Annotated in this window: 27 protein-coding genes; 13 read left to right on the forward strand and 14 right to left on the reverse strand. The window is 62.2% G+C overall.

Annotated features, from left to right (window positions below; all coding sequences use genetic code 11):
* Positions 1 to 3 precede the first annotated feature (3 nt).
* Positions 4 to 612, forward strand: coding sequence for a UbiX family flavin prenyltransferase (locus LPA36_RS24245; RefSeq protein WP_228882456.1), 609 nt, complete (start codon positions 4 to 6; stop codon positions 610 to 612).
* A 150-nt stretch (positions 613 to 762) separates the two neighbouring features.
* Positions 763 to 1,548, forward strand: a complete 786-nt coding sequence (locus LPA36_RS24250) for a DODA-type extradiol aromatic ring-opening family dioxygenase (RefSeq protein WP_228882458.1) — start codon at positions 763 to 765, stop codon at positions 1,546 to 1,548.
* Between the two features lie 122 nt (positions 1,549 to 1,670).
* On the opposite strand, the gene LPA36_RS24255 is transcribed toward LPA36_RS24250, so the two are convergent.
* Positions 1,671 to 3,263, reverse strand: coding sequence for an APC family permease (locus tag LPA36_RS24255; protein ID WP_228882460.1), 1,593 nt, complete (start codon positions 3,261 to 3,263; stop codon positions 1,671 to 1,673).
* 429 nt (positions 3,264 to 3,692) lie between these two features.
* Between LPA36_RS24255 and LPA36_RS24260 the strand changes: the two genes are divergently transcribed.
* Entirely contained in the window at positions 3,693 to 3,896 is a 204-nt protein-coding gene (locus LPA36_RS24260) for a cold-shock protein (protein WP_090537350.1), read from the forward strand.
* A gap of 99 nt (positions 3,897 to 3,995) precedes the next feature.
* On the opposite strand, the gene LPA36_RS24265 is transcribed toward LPA36_RS24260, so the two are convergent.
* Positions 3,996 to 5,246 carry an Hsp70 family protein gene (locus LPA36_RS24265; RefSeq protein WP_228882462.1) on the reverse strand — a complete coding sequence of 417 codons (1,251 nt, stop codon included), beginning with the start codon at positions 5,244 to 5,246 and terminating at the stop codon, positions 3,996 to 3,998.
* 183 nt (positions 5,247 to 5,429) lie between these two features.
* On the opposite strand from LPA36_RS24265, the gene LPA36_RS24270 reads away from it, so the two are divergent.
* Positions 5,430 to 6,968, forward strand: a complete 1,539-nt coding sequence (locus LPA36_RS24270; protein WP_228882464.1) for an MFS transporter — start codon at positions 5,430 to 5,432, stop codon at positions 6,966 to 6,968.
* 98 nt (positions 6,969 to 7,066) lie between these two features.
* Here the strand turns inward: LPA36_RS24270 and LPA36_RS24275 are convergent, their stop codons facing one another.
* Together LPA36_RS24275 and LPA36_RS24280 are read right to left on the reverse strand one after the other, a co-directional pair.
* Positions 7,067 to 7,660 (reverse strand): nitroreductase family protein, encoded by a 594-nt coding sequence (locus tag LPA36_RS24275; protein WP_228882466.1) that lies wholly within the window; start codon positions 7,658 to 7,660, stop codon positions 7,067 to 7,069.
* 235 nt (positions 7,661 to 7,895) lie between these two features.
* Positions 7,896 to 9,179, reverse strand: coding sequence for an MFS transporter (locus LPA36_RS24280; protein ID WP_228882468.1), 1,284 nt, complete (start codon positions 9,177 to 9,179; stop codon positions 7,896 to 7,898).
* A 159-nt stretch (positions 9,180 to 9,338) separates the two neighbouring features.
* Here LPA36_RS24280 and LPA36_RS24285 point away from each other — a divergent pair, with 159 nt between their 5' ends.
* Positions 9,339 to 9,974 carry a TetR/AcrR family transcriptional regulator gene (locus LPA36_RS24285; RefSeq protein ID WP_228882469.1) on the forward strand — a complete coding sequence of 212 codons (636 nt, stop codon included), beginning with the start codon at positions 9,339 to 9,341 and terminating at the stop codon, positions 9,972 to 9,974.
* A 106-nt stretch (positions 9,975 to 10,080) separates the two neighbouring features.
* Positions 10,081 to 10,647 (forward strand): DUF1415 domain-containing protein, encoded by a 567-nt coding sequence (locus LPA36_RS24290; protein ID WP_228882471.1) that lies wholly within the window; start codon positions 10,081 to 10,083, stop codon positions 10,645 to 10,647.
* 79 nt (positions 10,648 to 10,726) lie between these two features.
* On the opposite strand, the gene LPA36_RS24295 is transcribed toward LPA36_RS24290, so the two are convergent.
* On the reverse strand, positions 10,727 to 11,599 hold the full coding sequence (locus LPA36_RS24295) for a class I SAM-dependent methyltransferase (RefSeq protein WP_228882473.1): 873 nt from the start codon (positions 11,597 to 11,599) through the stop codon (positions 10,727 to 10,729).
* Between the two features lie 386 nt (positions 11,600 to 11,985).
* Here LPA36_RS24295 and LPA36_RS24300 point away from each other — a divergent pair, with 386 nt between their 5' ends.
* Positions 11,986 to 12,306 carry a DNA-binding protein gene (locus LPA36_RS24300; protein WP_228882475.1) on the forward strand — a complete coding sequence of 107 codons (321 nt, stop codon included), beginning with the start codon at positions 11,986 to 11,988 and terminating at the stop codon, positions 12,304 to 12,306.
* A gap of 66 nt (positions 12,307 to 12,372) precedes the next feature.
* On the opposite strand, the gene LPA36_RS24305 is transcribed toward LPA36_RS24300, so the two are convergent.
* Positions 12,373 to 13,083, reverse strand: a complete 711-nt coding sequence (locus tag LPA36_RS24305) for a FadR/GntR family transcriptional regulator (RefSeq protein ID WP_324250968.1) — start codon at positions 13,081 to 13,083, stop codon at positions 12,373 to 12,375.
* Between the two features lie 285 nt (positions 13,084 to 13,368).
* On the opposite strand from LPA36_RS24305, the gene LPA36_RS24310 reads away from it, so the two are divergent.
* Positions 13,369 to 14,934: a UxaA family hydrolase gene (locus tag LPA36_RS24310; protein WP_228882477.1), complete on the forward strand. Its 1,566-nt coding sequence runs from the start codon at positions 13,369 to 13,371 to the stop codon at positions 14,932 to 14,934.
* A gap of 117 nt (positions 14,935 to 15,051) precedes the next feature.
* The gene (locus LPA36_RS24315) at positions 15,052 to 16,338 is read left to right on the forward strand and encodes a TIGR03862 family flavoprotein (protein ID WP_228882479.1); all 1,287 of its coding nucleotides are present in this window, start codon (positions 15,052 to 15,054) and stop codon (positions 16,336 to 16,338) included.
* A gap of 25 nt (positions 16,339 to 16,363) precedes the next feature.
* Here the strand turns inward: LPA36_RS24315 and LPA36_RS24320 are convergent, their stop codons facing one another.
* The 4 genes from LPA36_RS24320 to LPA36_RS24335 form a co-directional block, all read right to left on the reverse strand.
* The gene (locus tag LPA36_RS24320; protein WP_228882481.1) at positions 16,364 to 17,488 is read right to left on the reverse strand and encodes a methyltransferase; all 1,125 of its coding nucleotides are present in this window, start codon (positions 17,486 to 17,488) and stop codon (positions 16,364 to 16,366) included.
* 184 nt (positions 17,489 to 17,672) lie between these two features.
* Positions 17,673 to 18,353, reverse strand: coding sequence for an ankyrin repeat domain-containing protein (locus LPA36_RS24325; protein WP_228882483.1), 681 nt, complete (start codon positions 18,351 to 18,353; stop codon positions 17,673 to 17,675).
* A 66-nt stretch (positions 18,354 to 18,419) separates the two neighbouring features.
* Complete coding sequence (locus LPA36_RS24330; RefSeq protein WP_228882698.1) at positions 18,420 to 18,980, reverse strand: c-type cytochrome; 561 nt, start codon at positions 18,978 to 18,980, stop codon at positions 18,420 to 18,422.
* Positions 18,981 to 19,051: 71 nt separating this feature from the next.
* Positions 19,052 to 19,204, reverse strand: a complete 153-nt coding sequence (locus LPA36_RS24335; protein WP_228882710.1) for a hypothetical protein — start codon at positions 19,202 to 19,204, stop codon at positions 19,052 to 19,054.
* On the opposite strand from LPA36_RS24335, the gene LPA36_RS24340 reads away from it, so the two are divergent.
* Genes LPA36_RS24340 through LPA36_RS24350 form a run of 3 tightly spaced genes read left to right on the forward strand, consistent with a single transcriptional unit; the run spans position 19,157 to position 20,702 of the window.
* Positions 19,157 to 19,591: a toprim domain-containing protein gene (locus tag LPA36_RS24340; RefSeq protein WP_456095334.1), complete on the forward strand. Its 435-nt coding sequence runs from the start codon at positions 19,157 to 19,159 to the stop codon at positions 19,589 to 19,591. The two genes, LPA36_RS24335 and LPA36_RS24340, sit on opposite strands and share 48 nt — an antisense overlap.
* Positions 19,588 to 20,304, forward strand: a complete 717-nt coding sequence (locus tag LPA36_RS24345) for an AAA family ATPase (protein WP_324250969.1) — start codon at positions 19,588 to 19,590, stop codon at positions 20,302 to 20,304. Before LPA36_RS24340 ends, LPA36_RS24345 begins: the two co-directional genes overlap by 4 nt.
* Positions 20,305 to 20,315: 11 nt before the next feature.
* Positions 20,316 to 20,702, forward strand: a complete 387-nt coding sequence (locus LPA36_RS24350; RefSeq protein WP_228882487.1) for a hypothetical protein — start codon at positions 20,316 to 20,318, stop codon at positions 20,700 to 20,702.
* A 741-nt stretch (positions 20,703 to 21,443) separates the two neighbouring features.
* Here the strand turns inward: LPA36_RS24350 and LPA36_RS24355 are convergent.
* Entirely contained in the window at positions 21,444 to 21,677 is a 234-nt protein-coding gene (locus tag LPA36_RS24355; RefSeq protein WP_228882490.1) for a hypothetical protein, read from the reverse strand.
* A 27-nt stretch (positions 21,678 to 21,704) separates the two neighbouring features.
* Entirely contained in the window at positions 21,705 to 22,676 is a 972-nt protein-coding gene (locus LPA36_RS24360) for a hypothetical protein (protein ID WP_228882493.1), read from the reverse strand.
* Between the two features lie 286 nt (positions 22,677 to 22,962).
* Here LPA36_RS24360 and LPA36_RS24365 point away from each other — a divergent pair, with 286 nt between their 5' ends.
* Entirely contained in the window at positions 22,963 to 23,802 is an 840-nt protein-coding gene (locus LPA36_RS24365; protein ID WP_228882495.1) for a hypothetical protein, read from the forward strand.
* Between the two features lie 104 nt (positions 23,803 to 23,906).
* Here LPA36_RS24365 and LPA36_RS24370 read toward each other — a convergent pair whose 3' ends face one another.
* Positions 23,907 to 24,512 (reverse strand): hypothetical protein, encoded by a 606-nt coding sequence (locus tag LPA36_RS24370; protein ID WP_228882498.1) that lies wholly within the window; start codon positions 24,510 to 24,512, stop codon positions 23,907 to 23,909.
* On the reverse strand, positions 24,509 to 24,757 hold the full coding sequence (locus LPA36_RS24375) for an Arc family DNA-binding protein (RefSeq protein WP_228882499.1): 249 nt from the start codon (positions 24,755 to 24,757) through the stop codon (positions 24,509 to 24,511). Before LPA36_RS24375 ends, LPA36_RS24370 begins: the two co-directional genes overlap by 4 nt.
* Between the last annotated feature and the right edge of the window lie 58 nt (positions 24,758 to 24,815).

Here is a 24,815-nt window from a genome sequence, read left to right on the forward strand (position 1 = left end):
GCCATGGAAACCCAGGCTGCGCCCGCCCCGGCCACGCGCCGGCTGATCGTCGCCATTACCGGCGCGACCGGTGCCGTCTACGGCATCCGGCTGCTCGAAACGCTGCGCCGTCTGGGCGGCGTCGAGAGTCATCTACTGATCTCAAGTGCCGGCTGGCTGAACGTCCAGCACGAACTCCAGTTAAGCAGGGAAGACGTGCATCCGCTCGCGGATGTCGTCCATTCGGTGCGCGATGTCGGCGCGAGCATCGCGTCCGGCTCGTTCGCCACGGACGGCATGATCATCGCGCCCTGCTCGATGAAAACGCTCGCGAGCATTGCACACGGTTTTGCCGATAACCTCATCACCCGCGCCGCCGACGTCACGCTCAAGGAGCGCCGCCGGCTCGTGCTGATGGTGCGCGAAACGCCGTTCAACCTTGCGCATCTGCGCAACATGACGGCCGTCACCGAAATGGGCGGCGTGATCTTCCCGCCGCTGCCGGCGTTCTACAACCAGCCGGCGTCGATCGACGAAATGGTCGACCAGACCGTCGCGCGCGTGCTGGATCTGTTCGCGCTCGGTCCCGCACTCGCGCCTGCATGGCCAGGACTGCGCGGAACGCACGACTGAGCGACGGGTCGCGCGTGGCGCGTTCGCTTCCGCGATTACCTACATCCGCGAGACAATCAAATCCGTTTCGCCCTGTTTATCAAACGGCAGTGCGCCTCTATAGTGGTAGCAACGAAACCTTCTGGCCGCTGACCACGCGGCTTCGCTGCCATGACCCGCTTACCCACGCTGTACCTGTCGCACGGTGCACCTACGCTGCCGATCGATCCGACGCTGCCGTCGGCGGAATTCGCGTCGCTTTCGACCCAGCTGCCGCGTCCGCGGGCTGTTCTGATGCTGTCCGCTCACTGGGGTACGGCGCAACCGGTCGCAAGCACGTCGGACGCGCCGGAAACCATCCACGATTTCTACGGCTTCCCACGTCAGCTGTATGAGATCCAGTATCCGGCGCCCGGCGCGCCGGATGTCGCCCGTCAGGTGGCGGCGCTGCTGGGAGAACACGGCATTGCAACGGCGACGCAGCCGCACGGGCTCGATCACGGCGCCTGGGTGCCGATGCTGCTGCTGTTCCCGGAAGCTGACGTGCCCGTCGCCCAGCTGTCGATCCAGCCGCGCATGGACCCGGCGCATCACTTCCGCGTAGGCCGTGCGCTGCGGGCATTGAAGGACGAAGGCGTGATGGTGATCGGCTCCGGCCAGATCACCCACAATCTGCGCGCGGCCGATTTCTCGGCGCGTCCGGAAGACGCGGATCCGCGTGTGACCGAGTTCACCGACTGGTTCGAATCCAAGCTCGCCGCCCGCGACATCGACGCGCTGCTCGATTATCGCGCGCAGGCGCCGCACGGCGTGCTGATGCATCCGACCGACGAGCACCTGCTGCCGGTCTTCTCGGCGCTCGGCGCCGCCGACGACGACTTCACGCTGTCGATCCAGTCGCTCGGCACGTATCAGCGCTCGCTCGCGATGACGAACTACGTGTTCGGCAACGCCTGATCCGTCGCCTTCCAGCCGGAAAAGAAAAGCCCGCCTGAGGTCACCCAGGCGGGCTTTATCGTTGCGTCGGCGCCCCGCACATTCCGCGCGGGGCACCCGTCCAGCTGAAGAGAGCAACCGCGTTACGCGCCGATGCCTTCCAGAATCTCGTCGTGCGATTCGCGCTCGTCGAGGTATTCGGTGCGGTAACCGGTGTGCACGCCCCAGTAGTAGAACACGAGCGAAAACGCGATCACGACGACCATGTCCCAGCCGTACGGCAGAATGCCGCGGCCGCCGAACTGCTTGCTGCCGATCAGCGAAAGCAGCGCCATGATCGGCAGATACGCGACGAGCCACCACGCGGCTTTCAGGTCACGTCCCCAGCCGCCGAAGCCCGACTTCGACTGGAAGTAAAAATAGACCGGCAGCGCGACGATCATCAGCAGAATGATTTCGCCTGTCAGCGGCCACCTCGCCCAGTACAGGATCAGCGACGCACACACGAACGCGAACGGCGCGATTACCGACATCCCGGGAATGTGGAGCGGACGCTCGAGGTCCGTTGCCGCGCGGCGCAGCGACATCAGGCTGATCGGGCCCGTCAGGTACGAAATCACCGTGGCGACCGAGATCACGGCCGCGAGCGAACTCCAGCCCCGGAAGAAGAACAGGAAGATGAACGAGACCAGCAGGTTGAACCACATCGCCTGACGCGGCACACCATAGAGCGGGTGCACGTTGCCGAAGATCTTCGGCATCGTGTTGTTGCGCTCCATCGCGTAGATCATGCGCGTCGTCGTGGCCATGTAGGTCGTCCCGGTGCCGCTCGGGCTCACGAACGCATCCACATACAGCAGGAATGCGAGCCAGTTCAGGTTCAGCGCAAGCGCCAGTTCCGCGAACGGCGACGCGAAGTTAAAGTGGCTCCAGCCTTTCATGACGTCAGACGGGTTTACCGCGCCGATGTACGCGATCTGCAGCAGCACGTAAATGACGAGCGCCAGCAGGATCGAGCCGATCACCGCGAACGGCACGCTCTTCGCGGGGTTGCGCGCTTCGCCCGCAAGGTTGATCGGGCTCTGGAAACCGTTGAATGCGAACACGATGCCGCTCGTCGCGACCGCAGTCAGCACGGCTGACCAGCCGTACGGCGCGAACGAACCAGCGTCGCCGAAGTTTTCCTTGTGGAAGCCGGTCAGCATCAAGCCGAGGATCGTCGCGCCCGGAATGATGAACTTGAAGACCGTAATCGCCGAGTTTGCCTGCGCGAAGAGCTTCACGCCCCAGTAGTTCAGCAGGAAATACACGATCACCAGCGCCGCCGAGAGCAGTAAGCCGGGTGTCGTCAGCGAGCCGTTCACAAAGAGCGCGTGCGCCCAGTCGTATGGCCAGGTGCTCATGTACTGGATCGACGCTTCGGCTTCGATGGGGATCACCGAAACGATCGCGATCCAGTTTGCCCACGCGCTGATAAAGCCGACCAGCGCGCCGTGCGAGTAGCGGGCGTAACGCACCATGCCGCCTGATTCGGGGAACATCGCACCCAGTTCCGCATACGTCAGCGCGATGGCGAGAATGACGATGGCGCCAATCACCCATGCACATATTGCCGCCGGTCCTGCAATTTTTGCCGCCTTCCATGCGCCAAACAACCAGCCCGACCCGATGATGGATCCGAGGCCTGTCAGTAGCAGCGCAACCGGCCCGATGTTCCTCTGAATAGAACTTTTCACGTCTTCTCCTGTTTCGAAAGCATGTGAAGCGCTGTATGGCGAGGCAAACAGCTGAAAATATACGCTTCATTACCCGCACAGGCCGGCTGACAGTCAGACGAAAGGTGCAACCTCTGCACGGGCGCGTAGTTTAGCGGTTGCACCCGGTTAGTGCACCTTTACGCGCTATGACCCCAAAACTGCCACCGCAAACAGGATGTTCAGAGAGCAACAAGCGGACCATTCCGAAAAAACCTGCGAAGAATGGGGGAATTGGGTTGACCTTCGTAAGAAATCGCCGTATAACGTTCGGGCAGGATTTCAAGCGGCGAGTGAAGGTCTTTCGTAGTTCGCCCATCAACGGTACTCCGGTTGGTCCCATTGCCCCTTCCTTGATTTTCATGCACACCCGGGCTTCGGCCTTATTCACCATCTTTAGGAACAAGTAATATGGAAACCGGTACCGTCAAGTGGTTCAATGACGCAAAGGGCTTTGGCTTCATCACGCCGGACGGCGGTGGCGAAGATCTGTTCGCGCATTTCTCGGAAATCCGCGCAGAAGGCTTCAAGTCGCTGCAAGAAAACCAAAAGGTCACGTTTGAAGTCAAGACGGGCCCGAAGGGCAAGCAAGCTGCTAACATCAAGCCGGTGTAAGCAGTACGCTTCCTTCTGGACGCAAAAAAGCCCCGCCTCGGCGGGGTTTTTTTATGCCTGCGTTTTCATGCGCAAACGGCGTTAATCGCGTAATACCGATTATCCGAAAATGCGTCGTGCATGAATCCCGAGACCGGTCGCCACGCTGGCGAGTCGATCGCCGAATACGGCTTCGGCGCCCGGAAAGGCCGCAGCCAGCGCGTTCGACAAAAACGCGAGGCCCGTTGAGCCACCCGTGAAGTACACGGCCGTCACGTCGCGCGGTGCAATGCCCGCAGCCTGCACGGTGTCGCGCGCGGCCTGAACGATGCGGTGCATGTCGTCGTTTCCGGCTGCAACGAGTTGCGCTTCGTCGAATGCGAGACGCAGATCGTCTTCTACCTCATCCAGATCGATCACAGTTTCGCCGCCTGCGGCCACGCCGATCTTTGCTTCTTCGGCGTGCGCGGCCAGCGCGTGCCCCAGACGGCGCTCGACGACGCGCATCAGCCGGTCGTGTTGACGTGTCTCGATATAAAGGTGCCGCATCAGACTGAGTTCGCTCACGCGCTTCGGCGAATAGACCGTGTTGATCAGATGCCACGTCGCGAGATCGAAGTAGACGCGGTTCGGCAGTTCGCGGCCTTCCGGATCGAGCGACTGGTAGCCGAGTTCGCGCAGGATGGTCGCAAGTTCGACGCGCCGGTCGAAGTCGGTGCCGGCAACGTGCACGCCGTGATGCGCGAGTACGTCGTCCTTGCGCTCGATGCGATGCATTCGGTCCGGCCCCACCCGCACGAGCGAAAAGTCCGACGTACCACCGCCGATGTCAGCCACCAGCACCAGTCCTTCCGCAGTCAGATGCGACTCGTAGTCGAACGCGGCCGCAATCGGCTCATACTGGAAATGGATGTCGCGCAGACCCACCGAGCGCGCCGCCGCTTCCAGCTGTTGCTGCGCGAGCTGATCGGCGCGCGGATCGTCGTCGACGAAAAACACGGGGCGGCCCAGCACAGCGCGCTCGATCGATGCGCCCGCGACCTTTTCGGCCTTGCGTTTCAGGTGATCGAGAAAAATACCGATCACGTCGGTGTAGCGGATGGCGGAGCCGTCGCCGAGATCCGTGGTCGTATCGGCAAGCGCGGAGCCCAGAATGCTCTTCATCGAGCGCATCAACCGGCCGTCGAAGCCGTCGATATAGGCTTCGAGCGCTGCGCGGCCGAATTCGCGGGTGTTCTCGTCGGTGTTGAAGAAGACGGCGGTCGGCAGCGTCGTGTAGTCGCCCTCGACGGGAGCCAGGCGCGGCGTCGCACCGTCAGGCAGCGCAACAGCCGAGTTCGAGGTGCCGAAGTCAATCGCGCAGTAGGTCATGGCAGGAATCGCTCACGGTTGGCGCGGACGGAAAGACGGAAATGGACGGGCTTTGTAACACGAAGCGCCCTCAGTATCAACCGGCGCAGCGCGACTTTGCACGGAATGGAATTTGCTGCCGCAATGTCCCAACTCATGCAGGTTAAGCAGGATATGTCGTCAATTTTCGGGAGATCTTGAGGGATGACCGGGCCATCGTCCGCTTCGACACACGAACGGGCCGCCTCGCCGGGCAGCCCGCCGCTGCATGATGACGCGCCTCGCGCCCCCGACGCCCACGCCGGACGGCCGGCGGTCATCGAAACCGATCTGCCGTCGCGGCTCGACCGGCTGCCGTGGGGCCGCTTCCATACGCTGATCGTCTTCGCGCTGGGTGTCACGTGGCTGCTGGATGGTCTCGAAGTGACGCTGGCCGGCGCCGTGGCGAGCGCGCTGAAAACCAGCCCGACGCTACATTTTTCCAACGCCGACGTGGGGCTGACCGGCAGCGCGTATATCGCGGGCGCCGTGCTCGGCGCGCTCGGTTTCGGCTGGCTCACCGACCGGCTCGGGCGCCGGAAGCTCTTCTTCATCACGCTTGCACTCTATCTGGCCGCCACGGCTGCGACGGCGCTCTCCTGGAATCTGGCGAGTTTCATTGTGTTCCGGTTTCTGACCGGCGCGGGGATTGGTGGCGAATACACGGCGATCAATTCGACGATCCAGGAATTCACGCCCGCGCGCGTGCGCGGCTGGACCGATCTCGGCATCAACGGCACGTTCTGGGTCGGCGCCGCGCTCGGCGCGACGGGCTCGCTGGTGTTGCTCGACAACAGCCTGCTGCCCGCCGACTGGGGCTGGCGCGCGTGTTTCTTCATTGGCGCCGCGCTGGCGCTCGTGATCCTGCCGATGCGCGCGTGGATCCCCGAGAGCCCACGCTGGCTGCTGACGCACGGCGAACACGACGAAGCGCGGACCATCGTCGAAGGCATCGAAGCGCGTTTTCGACGTGAGGGGCATACCTTACCGGAGGATGGTCTTCAGCGCCTGCGTCTGCGTTCGCGCGAGCGCACGACGTTACGCGAGGTCTTCCACACGCTCTTTGCGCTGCACCGACGGCGCGCGCTGGTCGGAATGTCCTTGATGACCGCGCAGGCGTTCTGCTACAACGCGATCTTCTTCACCTACGCGCTGGTGCTGACCGACTTCTACGGCGTGCCGGGCGATCACATCGGCTGGTATCTGCTGCCGTTCGCCCTCGGCAATTTTCTCGGACCGTTGCTGCTGGGACGCCTCTTCGATGTAATCGGCCGCCGCCGGATGATTGCGTCGACCTATGCGATATCGGGCGTACTGCTCGCGGTGAGCGGGTATCTTTTCGAGCAGCAGTGGCTCAACGTGACGGAGCAGACGATCGTCTGGATGGTGATCTTCTTCTTTGCATCGGCGGCGGCGAGTTCGGCCTATCTGACCGTCAGCGAATCGTTTCCGCTCGAAATCCGCGCGCTTGCGATCGCGGTGTTCTATGCGTTTGGTACGGCCCTCGGCGGCGTCGCCGGGCCGGCGTTTTTCGGGCGCCTGATCGATACGCATGAGCGTGCGCAGGTATTCACCGGGTATCTGGTCGGCGCGGCGCTGATGGTGGCCGCTGCCGTAATCGCAGCGATATGGGGCATCGATGCGGAAAGAAAATCGCTGGAAACCGTCGCGTCGCCGCTTTCGGCGCTCGATGTGGACCGCTGAGGCCGACTGCAACAACGGCAACTCCGAAAATCAAAACGCGCGGTCATCAAGGCCGCGCGTTTTCGCTGGTAAAGCGTAGCCGAACGCTTACGCCGATATCAGAACGCCTTCTTCCACGCGCCGCCATAAGCGATCTCGCCCAGCGGCTGACGCTGCCGTACCGACTTGTCCCGCTCGCGCAACACCGGGTCGAGCTTGTCGACATCGCCGTAGTGGCCGAGCGAGATCATCGCGATCACGTCGACATCGGCGGGAATCGCAAACGCGCTACGAAACGCGGGGACATCAAAGCCGCTCATCTGGTGTGCAGCGAGACCCAGCGCGTGAGCCTGCAAAACGAGTGCCATTGCTGCCGCGCCCGCATCGTACGCTGCACAGCGGTTGATTTCGCCTTTGCTCGTCAGCTTCTGTGTCGTGACTGCGATCAGTACCGGCGCTGGACCGTTCCATCCCTGGTTGAACGGCACCAGTGTCGCAAAGGCACGCTTGAACGCGACTTCGTCCGTGGTGCGGTCGAACACGATGAAGCGCCACGGCTGCGCGTTATATGACGAAGGCGCCCAGCGCGCCGCTTCGAGCATCGTATGCAACTGGTCGCGGCTCAACGGTTCGCTCGAATACGCGCGCGGGCTCCAGCGGCCAGCAAGAAGTTCGTGGATGGGGACAGTTGTTGGAGCGGGTTTTGTAATCATGCGCTTCTCTCAGTCGTGATCCAGTCGACGGGCAAACGCCCGGGGCCACATAGCATAACCGGCCTTTGTGCCGCGCGCCGCTTGCACTCGCGCATAAGACAGATTGCGTTACCCAGAAAAAACCGGAGCGACATAATCGTCGCTCCGGTTTTTTCGTGTGATGTCCGCTGCGTGGCCGTCGAAGTGCTGAATCGGCCTTACATCATTTAACGCAGTGATGACCGCCTGGAAAGCGTCAAGCCGCCTGCGCGGCAACCGGCCGCTCGCCGCGATTGATTCGCAGCACGATGACGGAGGCCACGAGACACAATCCGCCCGAAATCATCGACGCCACGGTGTAAGTGCCGAGGCTTGCGCGCAGCATGCCGGCGCCAAGCGCCGCGAACGCCGCGCCGAGCTGGTGACCGGCCACGACCCAGCCGAACACGACCGGTGCCGCTTCTTTGCCGTAGACGTCGGTCGCAAGACGCACGGTCGGCGGCACGGTGGCAATCCAGTCGAGGCCGTAGAACACGGCGAAAAGCGGCAGCCCGAAGAAGTCGATGCCAAACGCATGCGGCAGATACATCAGCGACAGCCCGCGCAACCCGTAGTACCAGAACAACAGCACGCGGCTATTGAAGCGATCCGACAACCATCCGGAGAGCGTCGTGCCGAACAGATCGAAGATACCCATCGCGGCGAGCAGCGATGCACCCTGCACTTCGGTCATGCCGTAGTCGCCGCACATCGCGATCAGATGGGTGCCGACGTAACCATTCGTACTCGCGCCGCAGATAAAGAAGCTGAAGAAGAGCAGCCAGAAGTCGCGCGTCTTGCTGGCCATTGCCAGCGTGCCGAACGCGATCGCCAGCGGATTCTGCTTCGTCATGTTCGAGGTGACCGGCGCGTCGTGCGGCTCGCCGTACGGGCGAAGCGCCATGTCGGCGGGACGCTCAGGAAGCAGAAATGCGACGAGCGGCAGCACGATGGCTGCGGCAGCCGCCACCGTGAGCACAACCGGCTGCCAGCCGTGATGTTGCGCGATCGCGGCGAGAAGCGGCAGGAACACGAGCTGGCCGGTCGCCGAACTCGCGGTCAGGATGCCCATCACGAGACCACGATGCGTCGTGAACCAGCGCGTCACCACGGTCGCCGACAGCGACAGCGCCGCCACACCCGTCGAGCCGCCGACCATCACGCCCCAGATCAACACCATTTGCCACGGATGCGTCATCAGCGACGAAAGCGCGACGCCGCCCGCCATCGTCGCAAGCGCGACGAGAAGCGTGGGCCGGACGCCGAACCGTTGCATCGCCGCGGCCGCGAATGGGCCCATCAAGCCGTATAGCGCGATATTCACCGAAATCGCGAGGGAGATCGTCGCGCGGCTCCAGCCGAACTGATGTTCGAGCGGCACCATCATCACGCTCGGTGTCGCCCGCGTGCCAGCAGCCGCAAGCAGCACCAGAAAAACCACCGCCACGGTCAGCCATCCATAGTGGAAGCGCCCCCCAATCAGTCTCGCAGCCCAGTTCATCGGTTTTCTTCTCCAGCCGGGGCGCGGCGCCCGTTTTTGCCGCCCGCGCAAATTGTTACGGTTTCAGTAAAGGACTTGTGACAGATCAGTCACAATGTGTTGCGATCTTAGTTACTGGTCGGTAACATGTCAAGCGTAAGCAACGGGAGGTAGTACGCCATGTCACAGCGCGAAACGGAAAAACGCACGGCGAATCGTCGTGCGCGCACCCAGACGGCGGGCCCCGACGCGCAGGCGCATCTGCTGCGCGCGGCGGATGAACTGTTCTATCGCGACGGCGTGCGGGCTGTGGGTGTCGATACGGTTGTGGAGCGCGCGGGCGTCAACAAGATGAGCCTCTACCGGCAGTTCTCGTCGAAAGACGATCTCGTGCTGGCGTATCTCGACCGCAAGGACGAACAGTTTTTCAGTTACGTCGAAAAGAGCTTCGCGAAGCATCCGGGCGAGCCGGCAAGGCAGCTGCAGCAGTACTTCGACGATCTGGTCGTGCGAGCCTCGGTGGATGACTATCGCGGCTGCCCGTTCGTGAACATCGCCGTCGAGTTTCCCGACGTGACGCATCCTGCGCGCCAGTTCGTCATCGACAACAAGGCGAGGCTGATGGCACGACTCCTTTCGCTCGCAACGGAAGCAGGTGCGGACGATCCCGAAGCGCTCGCCAACGCGCTCGGACTCGTGATCGAAGGTGTCTATGCGGCGAGCCAGACGTATGGCCCGGGCTGTGGGCCCGTGCGCGCCGCGCCGAACGTGGCGGCACAGCTGATCGCCGCGGCCTGCAAAGGCGCGGCCGGCTGAAGGCCGCCCGCACAGATCCGCAGGAGATCGATCCAGCGCCGCAACGCCCGCGCGAACACTGCCGGCGACGCCGTTAAAATACGGCTTTCCACGTTGCCCTTCCGCCATGCCGCTGTCTGCCGAAACCCGCGAATCGATTCTTTCCGCCACCCGTCACTGGCTGACGCGGGCGGTCATCGGGCTGAACCTGTGTCCGTTCGCAAAGAGCGTGCATGTGAAAGGCCAGATCCGCTACACAATCAGCGAAGCCACGAACATGGAAGGTGTGCTCGTCGATCTGGAAGCCGAACTGCAGACGCTGGCGGACACCGATCCCGCCGACATCGACACCACGCTTCTGATCATTCCGGACGCGCTCGGCGATTTCCTCGAATACAACGACTGCCTGTTTTTCGCGGACCGGATGTTGAAGCAGATGCGTCTCGAAGGCGAATTGCAGATCGCGAGCTTTCATCCGCAGTATCAGTTCGAAGGCGCCGGGCCGGACGATATCGAAAACTACACGAATCGCGCGCCGTATCCCGTTCTGCACCTTCTGCGCGAAGCGAGCATCGAGCGGGCCGTCGATGCGCTTCCCGACGCGGCCGATATCTACGAACGCAATCAGGAAACGATGCAGCGGTTGGGCCTTGAGGGCTGGCGCAAATGGATGAGCGAGCCGGCCAAAGACTGACGTCCGGAATGCCGGAGCGCATCACCCGAGCGTGAACGCATGCACCCGACGCGCCTGCTCACGGTACACGCCACGCAGATCAAACCACTTCCGGCACAAAGAACCGCTCACGCAGCTCACCGAGCCCGAGCGTCTCCATGACTTCATTGAGCCGTTCCGCCGGCCGGCGGCGCGGCAGATCCTTATAGTGGGCAATGATGAGTTCGTTCTTCATCGAATGTTCCCAGCCGACGAGTTCCGTCACGCTCACCTGATAGCCATGCGCTTCGAGTTGCAGGCAGCGCAGCACGTTCGTGATCTGGCTGCCGAACTCGCGCGTATGCAGTGGATGGCGCCAGATTTCCGTCAGCGCATGCCCGAGCGAGCGGCTCTTGTTGCTGCGCAGCACGCCCGCCACTTCCGCCTGACAGCACGGCACCACGACGATGTACTTTGCCTTTTTCTCCAGCGCGAAGCGGATTGCATCGTCGGTGGCGGTGTTGCAGGCGTGCAGCGCCGTGACGATGTCGATTGCGGCCGGCAGACGCTCCGACGTGATCGACTCCGCCACCGACAGATTCACGAACGACATCCCGCCGAAACCTAGCCGCGCCGCCAGTTCTTCCGATTTCGTGACGAGGTCTTCGCGCGTCTCGATGCCGTAGATGTGCGATGCGTCCTGTTGTTCCTTGAAAAACAGGTCGTACAGGATAAAACCCAGATAGGACTTCCCCGCGCCGTGATCGACGAGCGTAAGGCTGCCCTGCGAATCCTTCAGATCTTTCAGGAGCGGCTCGATGAACTGGAACAGGTGATAGACCTGCTTCAGCTTGCGCCGGCTGTCCTGATTCATCGTGCCGTCGCGCGTGAGGATGTGCAGCTCCTTCAGCAACTCGATCGACTGATTCGGACGGATTTCGTGAGTTTTCGCCGCTTTCGGCGGCTTTGCGGAACTGGCGGATCGGGTAGACATCGAATTTGTGCAGCGCCAACTGCACCGCGAACGTGCGACAGATGACGGAAGGATTGAAAAGATACTGCCAGTTTACCGAAAAGCGCAGACAGGAACCGGGTGCGTCCGCGCGAAGAGCGAGAAAACCGCCGCAGACACATCGTGCGCCGGGAACGCTTCATGCCGAATGTGACGTATCGCGCGCGTAGAACGCGGCGACGCGCCCACGGTCGGCATTTCCGCTTCGCCCTGACGGGGAGCGGCACAAATCATCAACACAAGCAGCTGCTCTGAGCGGAACAGCTAGCGGGTGGGAGGTCGGTACCGGAATCCCGGGCCGGACGTTACGTAACCTGCAGCGCGCCGTGACCGGACAAGAAGCACGCTCAGACGAAAATGAGGCTGCAATGGACGCGATACCGAACGGAAACGCGGAGCAGAAGTTCCAGGAGATGATGACGAAACTCCTGACCACGCCCGCGTGGACAGAGAAACAGCAGATCGAACTCGAAATGGCGCGCGACATCTCGGTGGAGATGCTGCGAATTGCCGAGTTGATGCGTGATGGCGCCGTCGACATGGAAACCTGTCTGACGCTGCTCAAATACGCAAAGGTACTCGACTTCGTCATGACGACGCTGGCTTCGCGGCGTGACATCAAACCCCAGACACTCCGCGTGATCTTCAAGCTCGCCGGCCTGAAGGTCGATGAGGAGTACCCGGGTTGACGGAACTGACCGTTTCGATCTGCCCCTGAAGGCGGCGCGCGGCGGGCTGCCTTCAGCCTCAGGTTTTCATCGTCGTACGCGCGTCATCAGACGCGCGTACGACGCTTTCAGATGTCGCTGGACTGCCGCATGCGCCTGCACGGGATCGCGTGCTTCGAGCGCTTCCAGAATGGCGCGGTGTTCATCGAGCGCGGCCGCCCACGTATCTTCCCCTTCAAAATGCACCCGCAGCTTCGACGACAACGGGCTGTGCCGTTCGTCGAACAGCTCGGCGATCGTCTTCACCAGCACGTCGTTATCCGACATCTGCGCGATGCACAGGTGAAATTGCCGGTCGGCTGCGAGCGGAATCTGGCCGGCGGCGACTTCCGACGCCATCCGCTCGTACAGGGCGCGCAGCGTCCGGAGCGCCTTCGGTTTCGCGAACGGCGCGACGCTCGCCGCGATTGCGCCTTCGATCAGCGAGCGGGCGTCCATGATTTCGCGCGGGCTTTCGCCGAGTGCGCCCGAATCGGATGTGAGCGCGGCCGCTGTAACGGAGGCCGGGCGCGAACTGACATACACGCCCGACCCCATGCGGATTTCCACACGCCCTTCCAGCTCCAGCGCAACGAGCGCCTCGCGCACCGACGGACGCGACACGCCCAGCGTCTGCGCCAGTTCGCGCTCGGACGGCAGGCGTCCGTTCGGCGCAAATCCCTGCTGGCCGATCAGGTCGCGCAGCTTGTCAGCGATCTGGAGATACAGACGACGCGTTTCGAGGGGTTTGACTGACAAGCGTGGCTCCGGGCGGCTAGACGGTTCGATGGCGGCAAAGCGTGGATTGTAACCAGCGAGACGACGGGCGATCTGGCGCTTCGCCATCCCGTGTATGCGCAGATCAAACTGGCTTGACCAGATTAGCAACACACTTCTATGATCGGCAACTGGTCAGGCCGAAATAACGTCCCGCTGGTATCCGGTACTGCTCGGTCCCACGATCAAAAAGTCCAGCTGGCGATGAGCCCCGCCCGGACACAACGCGCTCCGTCCCCCGCATAGACGAAACAACAGAGGTTTCCCATGTCGAGCCCAACGCTTGCAACCCCCGGCAGCGCCACCGCGCACGCCGTGATCCGCCTGCATCCAAACGACGACGTCGTGATTGCGACACGTCAGCTCGTCTCAGGCACACGGATCGACGCCGAAGATCTCGTCGTCTCGGGGCTGATTCCGCCGGGCCACAAGATCGCGACGCGCGCGATCACGAAGGGCGAACCGGTCAAACGCTACAACCAGATCATCGGCGTCGCGCGGGAGAACATCGCGCGCGGTCAGCACGTGCACGTGCAGAATCTCGGCATGGCGGATTTCTCGCGTGATCACGCGTTTGGCGTCGACCAGCATCCCACGGCATATACAGGCGAGCCGGCGCACTTCATGGGCATTCGCCGCGACGACGGCCGCGTCGCGACGCGCAACTACATTGGCGTCTTGACGAGCGTGAACTGCTCGGCGACGGTTGCACGCGCGATCGCCGATCATTTCCGGCGCGACGTGCATCCGGAGGCGCTCGCGGATTTTCCGAACGTCGACGGTGTGATCGCGCTCACCCACGGTCTCGGCTGCGGCATCGACATGCAGGGCGAAGGCATCCGCATCCTGCGCCGCACGCTCGCGGGTTATGCGATGCATCCGAACTTCGCGTCGGTGCTGTTCGTCGGCCTTGGCTGCGAGACAAACCAGATCGGCGGCGTGCTTGAAGCCGGCGGACTGCGCGACGACAAGCCGCGTCTGCGCAGCTTCACGATCCAGGACAGCGGCGGCACGCGCAAGACGATCGAGCACGGTATCGCGATGGTCCGCGAGATGCTGGTCGACGCGAACCGCGCGACGCGCGAACCACTGCCTGCGTCGCACATCGTCGTCGGCCTGCAATGCGGCGGCTCGGACGGCTATTCCGGCATTTCGGCGAACCCGGTGCTCGGCGCGGCTGTCGACCGTCTGGTGCAAAACGGCGGCACGGCGATCCTGTCGGAAACGCCGGAAGTTTATGGCGCCGAGCATCTGCTCACGCGGCGCGCGGTGAGCCGCGAAGTCGGCGAGAAGCTGCTCGCGCGCATCGCCTGGTGGCAGGACTATTGCGAGCGCAACGGCGCGGCGCTCGACAACAATCCGTCGGCGGGCAACAAGGTCGGCGGCCTCACGACGATCCTCGAAAAATCGCTCGGCGCGGTTGCGAAAGGCGGCACGACGAATCTCGTCGAAGTGTACGAATACGCGCAGCCAGTCACGGCGAAAGGCTTCGTGTTCATGGATTCACCGGGTTATGACCCGATGTCGGCGACGGGCCAGGTGGCGTCGGGCGCGAACCTGATCTGCTTCACGACCGGGCGCGGTTCCGCGTACGGCTGCGCGCCGTCGCCATCGCTAAAGCTCGCGACGAACACGCCGCTGTGGGAGCGTCAGGAAGACGACATGGACATCAACTGCGGCGGCGTGATCGACGGCACGGCGAGCATCAACGAACTCGGCGAAGCGGTGTTTCGCATGATGCTCGACTGCGCGTCGGGCAAACCGTCGAAGAGCGAACTGCACGGATATGGCCAGAACGAGTTCGTGCCCTGGCAGGTGGGCGTCGTGACCTGAAACCGTCTGGCAGGCGCGACGCGCCGCTGCCCGCGCGTTTGCTCCGCTTCGCCGTGGGTGTGAAAATGGCGCACCTCGCGTCCTCGCACGCTTCTCTCTCTTCTTCGCCCCCGCTGCATGTCCCCTTCGCACGATTCTGTTTCTGTCGCCGTCATCGGCGGCGGCCCGGCCGGTTTGATGGCCGCCGAGGCGCTCGTCCGGCGCGGCGTGCGCGTCGACGTGTATGACGCGATGCCTTCCGTCGGCCGCAAGTTCCTGATGGCCGGCAAAGGCGGTATGAACATCACGCACGCCGAGCCGCTCACACCGTTTCTCGGCCGCTATGGCGCGCGCCGCGAGCAGATCGCGCCGCTTCTCGGCGCGTTCGGCCCCGACGCGCTGCGCGCGTGGCTGACGGAACTGGGCGTTTCGACGTTCGTCGGCAGCTCCGGACGTGTGTTCCCGACCGACATGAAGGCGGCGCCCATGCTGCGCGCGTGGCTGCACCGGCTGAAAGAAACCGGCGTGCGGTTCCACATGCGCCACAAATGGACAGGCTGGGACAGCGACGCACAGTCGCCCGGCACGCCGAAGCACGTGCTGCGCTTCACGACGACCGGCGACGACGGCGAGCATCACGTAACAGCCGATGCGGTCGTCTTCGCGCTCGGAGGAGGCAGCTGGCCGCGGCTTGGATCGGACGCTGCGTGGGTGCCGCTGATGCAGGCACGCGGCGTTTCGATCGCGCCGCTGCTCCCGTCGAACTGCGGCTTCGACGCCGACTGGAGCGTGTATTTCCGTGAACGTTTCGCCGGCCAGCCGGTGAAACCCGTCGCCATTTCCGCTATCGATATAGACAAAAAAGTCCATTATCGAAAAGGTGAGTTCATTTCGACAGAAACCGGGATCGAGGGCAGCCTGGTGTACGCGCTTTCGTCGGTGATCCGGGATCGTCTGCTGGCGGATGGCGAGGTCGTCATTCACCTCGATCTCGCGCCCGCACACTCCGCCGAACGCGTCGCGGACGAGGTCACGCGGCCGCGCGGATCGCGCTCGATGTCGACGCATCTGCATGGCCGGCTCGGCATTTCGGGCGTCAAGGCGGGTTTGCTGCGGGAGTGTCTGTCGAAGGAAGCGTTCGCCGATACACACATTCTTGCGCACGCGATCAAGGCGCTGCCGCTGCGCCTGACACGCGCGCGGCCCATCGACGAAGCGATCAGCAGTGCGGGCGGCATTCCGTTCGAGGCGCTCGATGCGCACCTGATGCTGCAGCAGATTCCGGGCGCGTTCTGCGCCGGCGAAATGCTCGACTGGGAAGCCCCGACGGGCGGCTACCTGCTCACGGCCTGCTTTGCGAGCGGCCTCGTCGCCGGGCAAGGCGCGGCAGATTATGTCCGGGCACCGGCATCAACGCCGGAGTAAGAACCCGACGCCGCAACACTCGACATCAGCGCGCCTGCAGACGCCACAACGACGTGACCTCTTTCGCGCGTGCCGCGTGCAGCGGATCGTTCGCGTCGGTCGACTTCGGATGTCGCGGCTTGATGTCTTCGCGTCCAACGAGCTTGAGCCCCGCCTGATCGATCGCCGCGAGCAGGCTTTCGCGCGTGCGCAGACCCAGATGTTCGGCGAAATCGGACAGGATCAGCCAGCCTTCGCCGCCTGGTGAAAGATGCGCGGCGAGCCCGTTCAGGAAACCGAGCAGCATGCGGCTGTCCGGATCAAACACCGCGTATTCGATCGGCGATGCGGGCCGCGCCGGCACCCACGGCGGATTGCAGATCACGAGCGGCGCACGGCCTTCGGGAAAGAGATCGGCCTGCACCACCTTGACCTGGGCGTCGTAGCCCATGCGCTTCAGGTTTTCGGTGGCGCATGCGAGCGCACGCGGATCCGAATCGGTCGCGACGATCTTCTTCACGCCGCGCTTTGCCAGCACTGCGGCCAGCACGCCGGTCCCGGTGCCGATATCGAACGCCTTTTCAAGCGTCGGCAACGGCGTGCGCGCCACCAGATCGACATACTCGCCGCGCACCGGCGAGAACACGCCGTAATGCGGGTGGATGCGATCCGCGAGCACGGGAATCTCGACGCCCTTCTTGCGCCATTCGTGCGCACCGATCAGGCCGAGCAGTTCACGCAGCGAAACCACCGAAGCCTCGCCGGTCACGGCACCATACGTCTCGGCGCACGCCTCGCGCACTTCCGGCGCGCGGCGCAGCGGGATCGTGTAATCGCCTTCCAGCGGGATCAGCACCATGCCGAGCACGCGCGCGCGTTGCGACTGCGCCTGACGGTGAAAGTTGAACGCCTCTTTCAGCGAGGTTGCCGCCTTGCGCGGATTGCGCTCGACCCGCCGCGTCATCGCCTGCAACAGCTGACGCGCGTTCTGAAAGTCGCCGCGATACAGCAGCGCCGTGCCTTCACACGCGAGGCGGTAGGCGGCATCGGCGGTGAGCCGGTCGTCGGCGATGGTCACGCGCTTTGGCGGCGGCACGGCCGCCTCGGAACGCCAGAGGACGACGCGCGGGCCGTCGTCTTCGGGAAGGGTGATCGTGGCGGAAGTGGTCATGGATAAGCGAGGAAGAAACGGGGCGGCCGCAATACGGTCTGCGCCGGCAGCGGTATGGCCGCTCACAGCTTTGGCGCGATAGTACCGCTCACCTCGACGCGCGTCTTGCTGTATTTCCGCCCGCGACGGATTCCGCACGGCGCGTCGCGCGTCTATTTCCGCTGATGTGCATGAGCGCGCGTCATCACCCGCCTGGGTCGCGCGCGGGCAGCAGCGTCGCGGCGTGCGTCGAATGCGTCTGCATGGCGATGTCCTGCGCCGTCAGTCCGCGATTGTCGCGCAGCGCCGGATTCGCGCCACGGGCGAGCAACAGCTGGATGGTGTCCGCGCGATCGTAGCCCGCAGCCCACATCAATGCCGTGAGGTCGTTCTTGTACAGACGGTTGACGTCGACGCCCGCATCGAGCAGCAGCTGCACTGCCGCCGTTGCGCCCTGACCAGCGGCATATTCCATCGCGGTTTTGCCGATGCGGTCGGTGGCCGTCGTGTCCGCCTTGTGTTCCAGCAGCAGCTTCACGATCGCGTCGGAGCCGCCATACGCAGCGGCCATCAGCGGCGTGATGCCGGAGACGTCGGCCTGGTTCACATTTGCGCCGTGATCGATCAACGTGCGCGCCATGCTGAGCGAGCCTTTCTTGCAGGCCGTAATTAACGCGGTATCGCCGATGCGGTTGCGCGAATCCGTCGACGCCCCGGCGGCAAGCGCAGCGTTCACGCCGGCTTCGTCGCCGCTTCGCGCTGCGTTCAGCAATTGCTGGTTGATCCCCACGTCGTCATCGGCGACGCCCGGCGCAGGCGCGCCGCCGAGCGCGACCGCGATCACCGCGGCACCCACCGCTGTCCACGCACGCTGCGTTCTTTTCATCGTCGTGTCTCCCCTCGAAGCGCTGTATCGATTGTGTGGCGACCGTTATTCGCATCCGCACGGGCGTTACTGCAGGTTCGCGATGTACGCCGCCAGATTCATGATGTCGTCGTCGGTCAGGCCTTTCGTGACGCTCGTCATGTTGCCGGCGTCGTTCGTGCGCCGGCGTTCGCGGAAGTCCTGCAACTGTTTGACGATGTACGCATACTGCTGCCCGGCGACACGCGGAATCTCGTTCTGCCCGGTGAAGCCGCCCAGATGACACATCGTGCACAGCACCTCGGCCGCCTTGCGACGCCCCGCTTCGACGCGCACCGGGTCAGCCTTGTAGGGCATCGCCGCGGGCTTCTGCGCGGCAAAATAGTCGGCGAGATCGAGCATGTCCTCGCGCGACAGGTTCGCCGCCATCGGCGACATGCGCGGGTCCGAGCGGCGGTCCTCCTTGAAGTCGCGCAGTTCGAGATAGATATAGCGCGCGCTTTGCCCCGCGAGAATCGGGTAATCCGAACTCGTCGAATTACCCATCGGCCCATGACACGCCGCGCAAACCTGCGCCTTCGCCTGGCCGGCTTCGGCGTCGGCATGCGCGACGCCCGGCAGCGCGCTTCCGAGGCCGGCGCACACCATCGACGCGGCGGCCCACGCGCGCCAGGGAAGGCGGCGTGGGCGGATCACTGCGATAGCGATCACCATGCGCGTCACTGCAACGCGAACACGATGACGGAATTACCCCGCTTGAAGTCGAGTTGCGTATTGCCGCCCGCCGCGACGGCCACGTACTGCTTGCCGTGCACGGTGCCCTGGTGGCGCTCGTTACTGATGCGGTAACTGGCGAACCGATGAGCCTGCATCGGACGTGGATCTGCGCCGATGGTCGCAAAGCCGACATTGACCCGCAGCGTCTGCTACTGGGCGGGCATCGCAAACAAGGTGGCGTGATCCGTATGTGGCCGGACGAAAGCGTTACGACCGGCCTGGGCATCGCCGAAGGCATCGAGACGGCGTTGTCTCTCGCGTGGGCCTATGCACCGGTGTGGGCGTGCATTGACGCTGGAAACCTGAAGGCGTTGCCAGTCCTGCCGGGAATCGAGAGCCTCGTTATTGGCGCGGACAACGACCCCGCTGGAATTGACGGCGCTCACGCGTGTGCTCAACGGTGGGCCGCCGATGGCGTCGAAGTGCACATGACAAAGCAGACAGAAAACGACCTTAACGACGTGCTCAAGGAGGTCGCATGAATGCGCCTGCCGAGATCATGCGTGATGTGCTCGCAAACGCCGAGCGAATCGTGAAGCCTGAGGTTCCGCGCGATGGTGTCCTCTTGGTCAATGGCTCTGAACTGAAACCTGTGCCTGTACGCTGGCTGTGGGATGGCTGGCTCGCAATGGGAAAGGTGCACATCCTGGCCGGCGCCCCTGGGCAAGGCAAGACCACTATTGCCATAGCCTTCGCTGCAACCGTAACGAGCAGCGGGCGCTGGCCCGATGGCTCGCGATGCGCGCGGGGGAACGTGTTGATTTGGTCCGGCGAGGATGACCCCGCCGACACATTGTTACCGCGGTTGCTGGCATCTGGCGGCGACCCGAGCCGGGTTTATTTCGTGACCGGTGCGCGCGTCAATGGCGAGGTCGATTCGTTCGACCCGAGCCGCGACATGCTGGCGTTGCAGGAGCAGGCCGAGCGCATCGGGAACGTACGGTTAATCATCGTTGACCCGATTGTGTCCGCCGTCACTGGCGACTCACACAAGAACACGGAGACCCGTCGGGCGCTGCAACCGCTCGTTGATCTCGCCGCAAGTATGAACGCGGCGTTGGTCGGTATCACTCATTTCAGTAAAGGCGGGCAAGGCGGCGAAACGCTGGTGAGATCGTCATGGATGGCGCTCTCGTCGACGTCGAGGCGACGCACGCGAAGATGGCGCGATACCGAAGAGGCGGGTCACCGTTGACGGGAAAGCGCGTGAGCGGGGTGCTGCTTGGCGCCGCCGCGCCGGAAGAGAAAGTGATCCTGCCCGATGAATCACCCGAGCAGGCAGCGGAGCGGATTATTGTCGCGCTCGGGCCGAACATGGACTTCGAGGAGGCGCGCCGGGTGAAGGAGAACTATCTCGCCCTGAAAGCCCAGCTGGAGTACGACCGGGACTCCGGCCAGGTTGTTTTGGTCGAGGACGTCACGAGGGCTGTCGGAGCGGAGTATGCGAAGGTGCGCACCCGGCTTCTGGCAATCCCCTCCAACCTGGCGCCACACCTAACCAGGCTTAACTCGGCCAACGAGATGTGCGACGCAGTAGAGAAAGCAATCGTTGCGGCGCTGGAAGAACTGACAGTCGCTGCGAGCGAGCACTAGACCGAATAGCCCCGGCCGGAGGTGGGCAGAAACACCGGCACTTGCCGACGAAACGTAAGCGGAGACCTCTCCCGTGCTCATACGGGCTCAACCGCGACGGGCGGCAATCAGATAACCGAACAGATGGGGCACGATAGAAACTAAAAAGCCGGCGAATCTGCCGCCGCTCGTGCCGCGCTTCGAAACGTAAATACCCGATTTGCGGGTATTAAGATGAATCGCACACTTTTCGGAACAACCATACTTTGCGCACAGGACGCTTAATGTGCTGTCCCGGCGTTATCCCAGCCAACGCCGCAACTGATCAATGCGAACGCCATACGAGTGGCGCAGGCAATTGAGATCACCGGCACAGTCTCGACGTACAGCGTGCCAATCGTTCTGATCCGATTCCAACTTCGCCGGATTGGCGGTGCGTTTCGCCGCCGCAGCATATTCTGCCGCCATCTCGACGTCCACGGCTGCTAGTCCCGCATCGCCGCAGATTGCTGCGAGCGATATTCCCGGTCGCCGTGGTCACCGGCTAGCGATGCCGTTTAAGTCAGCTACCGGTTAGCGGACGAATTGTGGTCATAGGGCTGTATAGCCGCGTTACACCGACATGCACAATGTCGTGTAACGGCCCCAATGTTCGAATATCGGTAGATACCGATACGGCTAGAAAGCCACTCGGGGCGCCTACGATGCCCCCACGGGCGCCCCTTGCAACTGTCCGCTATCACCCCCTCAACTCTTCGCCGGTTACTCGGGAGCGAATTGCGCGACTCCTTGTACCAAGAAGCTGATCGTGAGCAGAAGCAACCCGGTACGTTGAAGCAATTGTCTCCGATCGTTGCCCTTCTTCACCTCCGCCAGCAATGCCACACTCATATACGCTCCAGGTGCCACCAGGCCGAACGTCCCCCGGTACATCAGGGCAGTTCCGAGGCAACCAGCTACTGCGCTGGCGATATTCAAGGCTTTGGTGAGATTCATAGGCTGGGGTGTCTCGGGCTGGCCGGGCTACTTGCACTGCGGCGTGACTGTTGGCTTAGGCTTTGGCTTCGGTGCTGGCGGCGTTGGAACTGCACAGCACCTAATGCAGCAGCATCTGGGTGCAATCGTCTCCTTCATCAGCGCAGTGTTTTGCTGGACGATTGCGATCACCTCGCTCGCACCGTTTTGCGCTAATGCCTTGCTGAGATCGGTGTTTTGTTGAACGAGGGACAAGATATGCGATTTTGCGAAATCTAATACAGCAATACGCTCACTCGACAATCGGTCGCCCTCGCCCCTTTGCCTGTCCCGCTCGTGATCCCACGCATTCATTGCGACGTAGCACACGAGCAGCGCCAACAAGACTGGAAGTATCAACGTGCCTTGAATCAACCCTCGAATATAGTTTAAGCGACTGTCTGGTTTTGCGTCGCCAGCGCTCGAGGACCCACCGCGCGCGCCGGCGCCGACGAAGTTCGCTCGCGCTGATTCAAAGCCGGATGCATTCGCAATGATCGAGCCCTCCGGAAGCATAAACGTTTCTTGAAATCCGGAAGCGACATACGTTTCCGTCAGAGCTATAAAGAGATCGAAATTTTTATCAAGTAGCTGGGCAAGGTCGTTGACCCCGGTGGCGGTAATGGAAAGGAGCGCGCTCCCGTAGTCGACGACGCGAACTTTGAATGCGTACTCAGCTTCCGCGTCCAGTGCTGCAGTGGTGTTGTATTCGGAGATTCGGCGACGGCGCGAACTAAAACTGCGCGTCAGCCGACTTGGCAACGCAGTTTCAATGATGGATTCACCTTGGTCAGGAGTAATCCCAGAAACGCTTCTTGCGACTCTTTCGACTTGCGCCCAGAATCGCGTGCGCCGATCCACTTCGCCCCGGCGCCCGAACGGTACCGAAATTGTATCGTCATCATTTCTTGGCCTGACAGTCACGCGCACATAGAACGTGCATGAGTTTGGTCGTTCATCTTCCTGCGCATCGCCGACCATGTCTGCTCCCGTTTTCGGTTTCAGACGACCACCGTAATAGGGCTGAGAGTAGCGCTCTGTGCAGTGGCAAACGCTTGAATGTAAGAACTCTTTCTGAGAACGGAGGAAAAGAGCCACCCAGCATTCAAGAGACGGAGCCGGTGATTACGCTTCCGATCCACGATCTTGAAATTTATACCGTACCTTGCATATAACTAAAAAATGGGGCGCCATTAATATTACAAATTCGTAAGACGAAACGTCGCCGTGAACAATTCCGTGGCCGGACCGGACTAAAGGAGAAGAAATGAGCGCCGTCACGCTATACGCCTGGGCCGTTCCGGCATACTTTCAAGGGTCGGTCGTCGATCATACGTGGGTAACCACGTACGACAGTCGTGTTAAGGTATTTTCCAAGATTGCGGACGTGCTCGCCGCGGGTGAGCACTACTGGTACAGCTGGGGTAGCTTTCATGCACAGGGTGGAACGCCCACCATACCTGATGGTTTTCTGGCGCTCGGGCCAGCGAATCTGCCCTATGCTTGTTGTCTATGTAAGCCCGACGTCGACTCGAACCTGGACCGTGCCGCGAGGGGAACGATTTTTAACTATGGTCGCGATGGCGTATGTCACCAGTTGGCGAACCAGATTTTATGGGCGACAGGCCAAAGTGGCATGAGTCCTGCGACAGTTCGGCGGGCGCGGGGCTATTGGTTGAGCAATGCGCTGTTCGGAACGTATGGTAAACAGCACGCAGCTTGGGCCAGCAGGAAGCTTCAGTGCGCAAGCTCAAGCGGGAGTATCACGATGAACACAGGACATGCGGACCCAGATGTAGATGACTTTCAAGAGCATCTCGAAACCACCTTGAAAGGCAGGGGCGCGGACGGCAAGATTAAATCGTTGATGGACCATCGGCGCGCCTTCATGGTGCAGGTCGAGCGGATGCAATATGCCGCGCCCGCCGGCGACGCGCCATCTGCCTCCGAACTCAACCGGCTATATTCATCTTTTCTCCATGACGCTGCGAGCATTCTTGGAGAAAAAGACTTCGAACTCGTTTTCGGCGAACCCCCGCAAGGTGAGATGAACGTAGTCAACCCTTCGATATACGAAGCAAGCGTTCAACGCCCCCAAGAGCAGTAGTGCATCGCGTGCGTTATGCGGCGGACGCACTTTGCGCCGTATAACGCCATCGAACAGCGCTGGCCCGGCAACCATCTCAATTACCCGCCATCAATCCGCCAACGTTAAGCAGTTGGCAATTTCGTTGATTGTTCGCGCTCGTTAAGGGCAGGCAGTTCTACCGCTTCCAAAATGACGTCGCCCGCCTCCATTATGAGCTTCCAATTCTCACGGACAGTTGCCGCAGTTGACTCCTCACGATCCGGAACATTCACCAACGACCTGTGGCTGGCGGCGGCGAAATATGCGCGATTAAAGGCCTCTCGGACCTGCGGCTCCAGATATAGCGCGTTATGTTCCCACCATGTTTGGCACTCGACAATAACTTCTCCGACGCGCTCACTATGTGCGAAGGCCATCAGGCCACGCCATAGGGTGAATGCCTCCTGATGAGCTTGCAGGCGCTTATCTATAGCCGCTACACGAAGTTGCTGGCGCGACTTCAGTTGTTCGAGCAAGAGGCCGTTTTGATGTGTCAGATTCGCGAGCGAGACTGCGTTCTCAGTCTTAATTGACTCAACCGTCCGAGTAAGCCGATCGATGTCTTCGGCTGTCGCGCGGTTCTTGCCCTTTTCCTGCCAGTAGGCAACGCCGTACCCGCCGGCGACGATCAGTAGTGTGATGATCGGCGAAGCGAGCGATAGCCAATCTGTGCGATGGAAGGAACTCATGCGCTGCGCGGCTTCTTTTTCTTTTCCCGCGTATCCAGTACCTGGCCGACCTTTTCTGCGAATAGGTCTAGGGTGTACTCGTCGATCGGTGGCGCCTTTTCTGCCTTCTGACCGCCGAAGCTCTCTTCCAAACGTGCAACCACCTCCGCGGTCATAGATCGCTTGTTTTTCTCCGCCGCCTTATCGATCCGGTCTTTCAGATCAGCGGGGATACGCAAATTAACTTGGGGTTCGTCTCGGGCCATGCGTACATCATCGCATAGCACGGTGCTTGCAATCAATAGAGCACGGTGCTACATTGAA

This window comes from Paraburkholderia saeva (assembly GCF_907164555.1).
GTDB lineage: Bacteria > Pseudomonadota > Gammaproteobacteria > Burkholderiales > Burkholderiaceae > Paraburkholderia > Paraburkholderia saeva.

What these genes read in the sequence shown, in the direction of transcription:
- LPA36_RS24245 (WP_228882456.1), top strand. Translation starts at nt 4, where the DNA reads ATGGAAACCCAGGCTGCGCCCGCCCCGGCCACGCGCCGGCTGATCGTC.
- LPA36_RS24250 (WP_228882458.1), top strand. Translation starts at nt 763, where the DNA reads ATGACCCGCTTACCCACGCTGTACCTGTCGCACGGTGCACCTACGCTG.
- LPA36_RS24260 (WP_090537350.1), top strand. Translation starts at nt 3,693, where the DNA reads ATGGAAACCGGTACCGTCAAGTGGTTCAATGACGCAAAGGGCTTTGGC.
- LPA36_RS24265 (WP_228882462.1), bottom strand. Translation starts at nt 5,246, where the DNA reads ATGACCTACTGCGCGATTGACTTCGGCACCTCGAACTCGGCTGTTGCG.
- LPA36_RS24270 (WP_228882464.1), top strand. Translation starts at nt 5,430, where the DNA reads ATGACCGGGCCATCGTCCGCTTCGACACACGAACGGGCCGCCTCGCCG.
- LPA36_RS24275 (WP_228882466.1), bottom strand. Translation starts at nt 7,660, where the DNA reads ATGATTACAAAACCCGCTCCAACAACTGTCCCCATCCACGAACTTCTT.
- LPA36_RS24280 (WP_228882468.1), bottom strand. Translation starts at nt 9,179, where the DNA reads ATGAACTGGGCTGCGAGACTGATTGGGGGGCGCTTCCACTATGGATGG.
- LPA36_RS24285 (WP_228882469.1), top strand. Translation starts at nt 9,339, where the DNA reads ATGTCACAGCGCGAAACGGAAAAACGCACGGCGAATCGTCGTGCGCGC.
- LPA36_RS24290 (WP_228882471.1), top strand. Translation starts at nt 10,081, where the DNA reads ATGCCGCTGTCTGCCGAAACCCGCGAATCGATTCTTTCCGCCACCCGT.
- LPA36_RS24295 (WP_228882473.1), bottom strand. Translation starts at nt 11,599, where the DNA reads ATGTCTACCCGATCCGCCAGTTCCGCAAAGCCGCCGAAAGCGGCGAAA.
- LPA36_RS24300 (WP_228882475.1), top strand. Translation starts at nt 11,986, where the DNA reads ATGGACGCGATACCGAACGGAAACGCGGAGCAGAAGTTCCAGGAGATG.
- LPA36_RS24310 (WP_228882477.1), top strand. Translation starts at nt 13,369, where the DNA reads ATGTCGAGCCCAACGCTTGCAACCCCCGGCAGCGCCACCGCGCACGCC.
- LPA36_RS24315 (WP_228882479.1), top strand. Translation starts at nt 15,052, where the DNA reads ATGTCCCCTTCGCACGATTCTGTTTCTGTCGCCGTCATCGGCGGCGGC.
- LPA36_RS24320 (WP_228882481.1), bottom strand. Translation starts at nt 17,488, where the DNA reads ATGACCACTTCCGCCACGATCACCCTTCCCGAAGACGACGGCCCGCGC.
- LPA36_RS24325 (WP_228882483.1), bottom strand. Translation starts at nt 18,353, where the DNA reads ATGAAAAGAACGCAGCGTGCGTGGACAGCGGTGGGTGCCGCGGTGATC.
- LPA36_RS24330 (WP_228882698.1), bottom strand. Translation starts at nt 18,980, where the DNA reads ATGGTGTGCGCCGGCCTCGGAAGCGCGCTGCCGGGCGTCGCGCATGCC.
- LPA36_RS24335 (WP_228882710.1), bottom strand. Translation starts at nt 19,204, where the DNA reads ATGCAGGCTCATCGGTTCGCCAGTTACCGCATCAGTAACGAGCGCCAC.
- LPA36_RS24345 (WP_324250969.1), top strand. Translation starts at nt 19,588, where the DNA reads ATGAATGCGCCTGCCGAGATCATGCGTGATGTGCTCGCAAACGCCGAG.
- LPA36_RS24355 (WP_228882490.1), bottom strand. Translation starts at nt 21,677, where the DNA reads ATGAATCTCACCAAAGCCTTGAATATCGCCAGCGCAGTAGCTGGTTGC.
- LPA36_RS24360 (WP_228882493.1), bottom strand. Translation starts at nt 22,676, where the DNA reads ATGGTCGGCGATGCGCAGGAAGATGAACGACCAAACTCATGCACGTTC.
- LPA36_RS24365 (WP_228882495.1), top strand. Translation starts at nt 22,963, where the DNA reads ATGAGCGCCGTCACGCTATACGCCTGGGCCGTTCCGGCATACTTTCAA.
- LPA36_RS24370 (WP_228882498.1), bottom strand. Translation starts at nt 24,512, where the DNA reads ATGAGTTCCTTCCATCGCACAGATTGGCTATCGCTCGCTTCGCCGATC.
- LPA36_RS24375 (WP_228882499.1), bottom strand. Translation starts at nt 24,757, where the DNA reads ATGGCCCGAGACGAACCCCAAGTTAATTTGCGTATCCCCGCTGATCTG.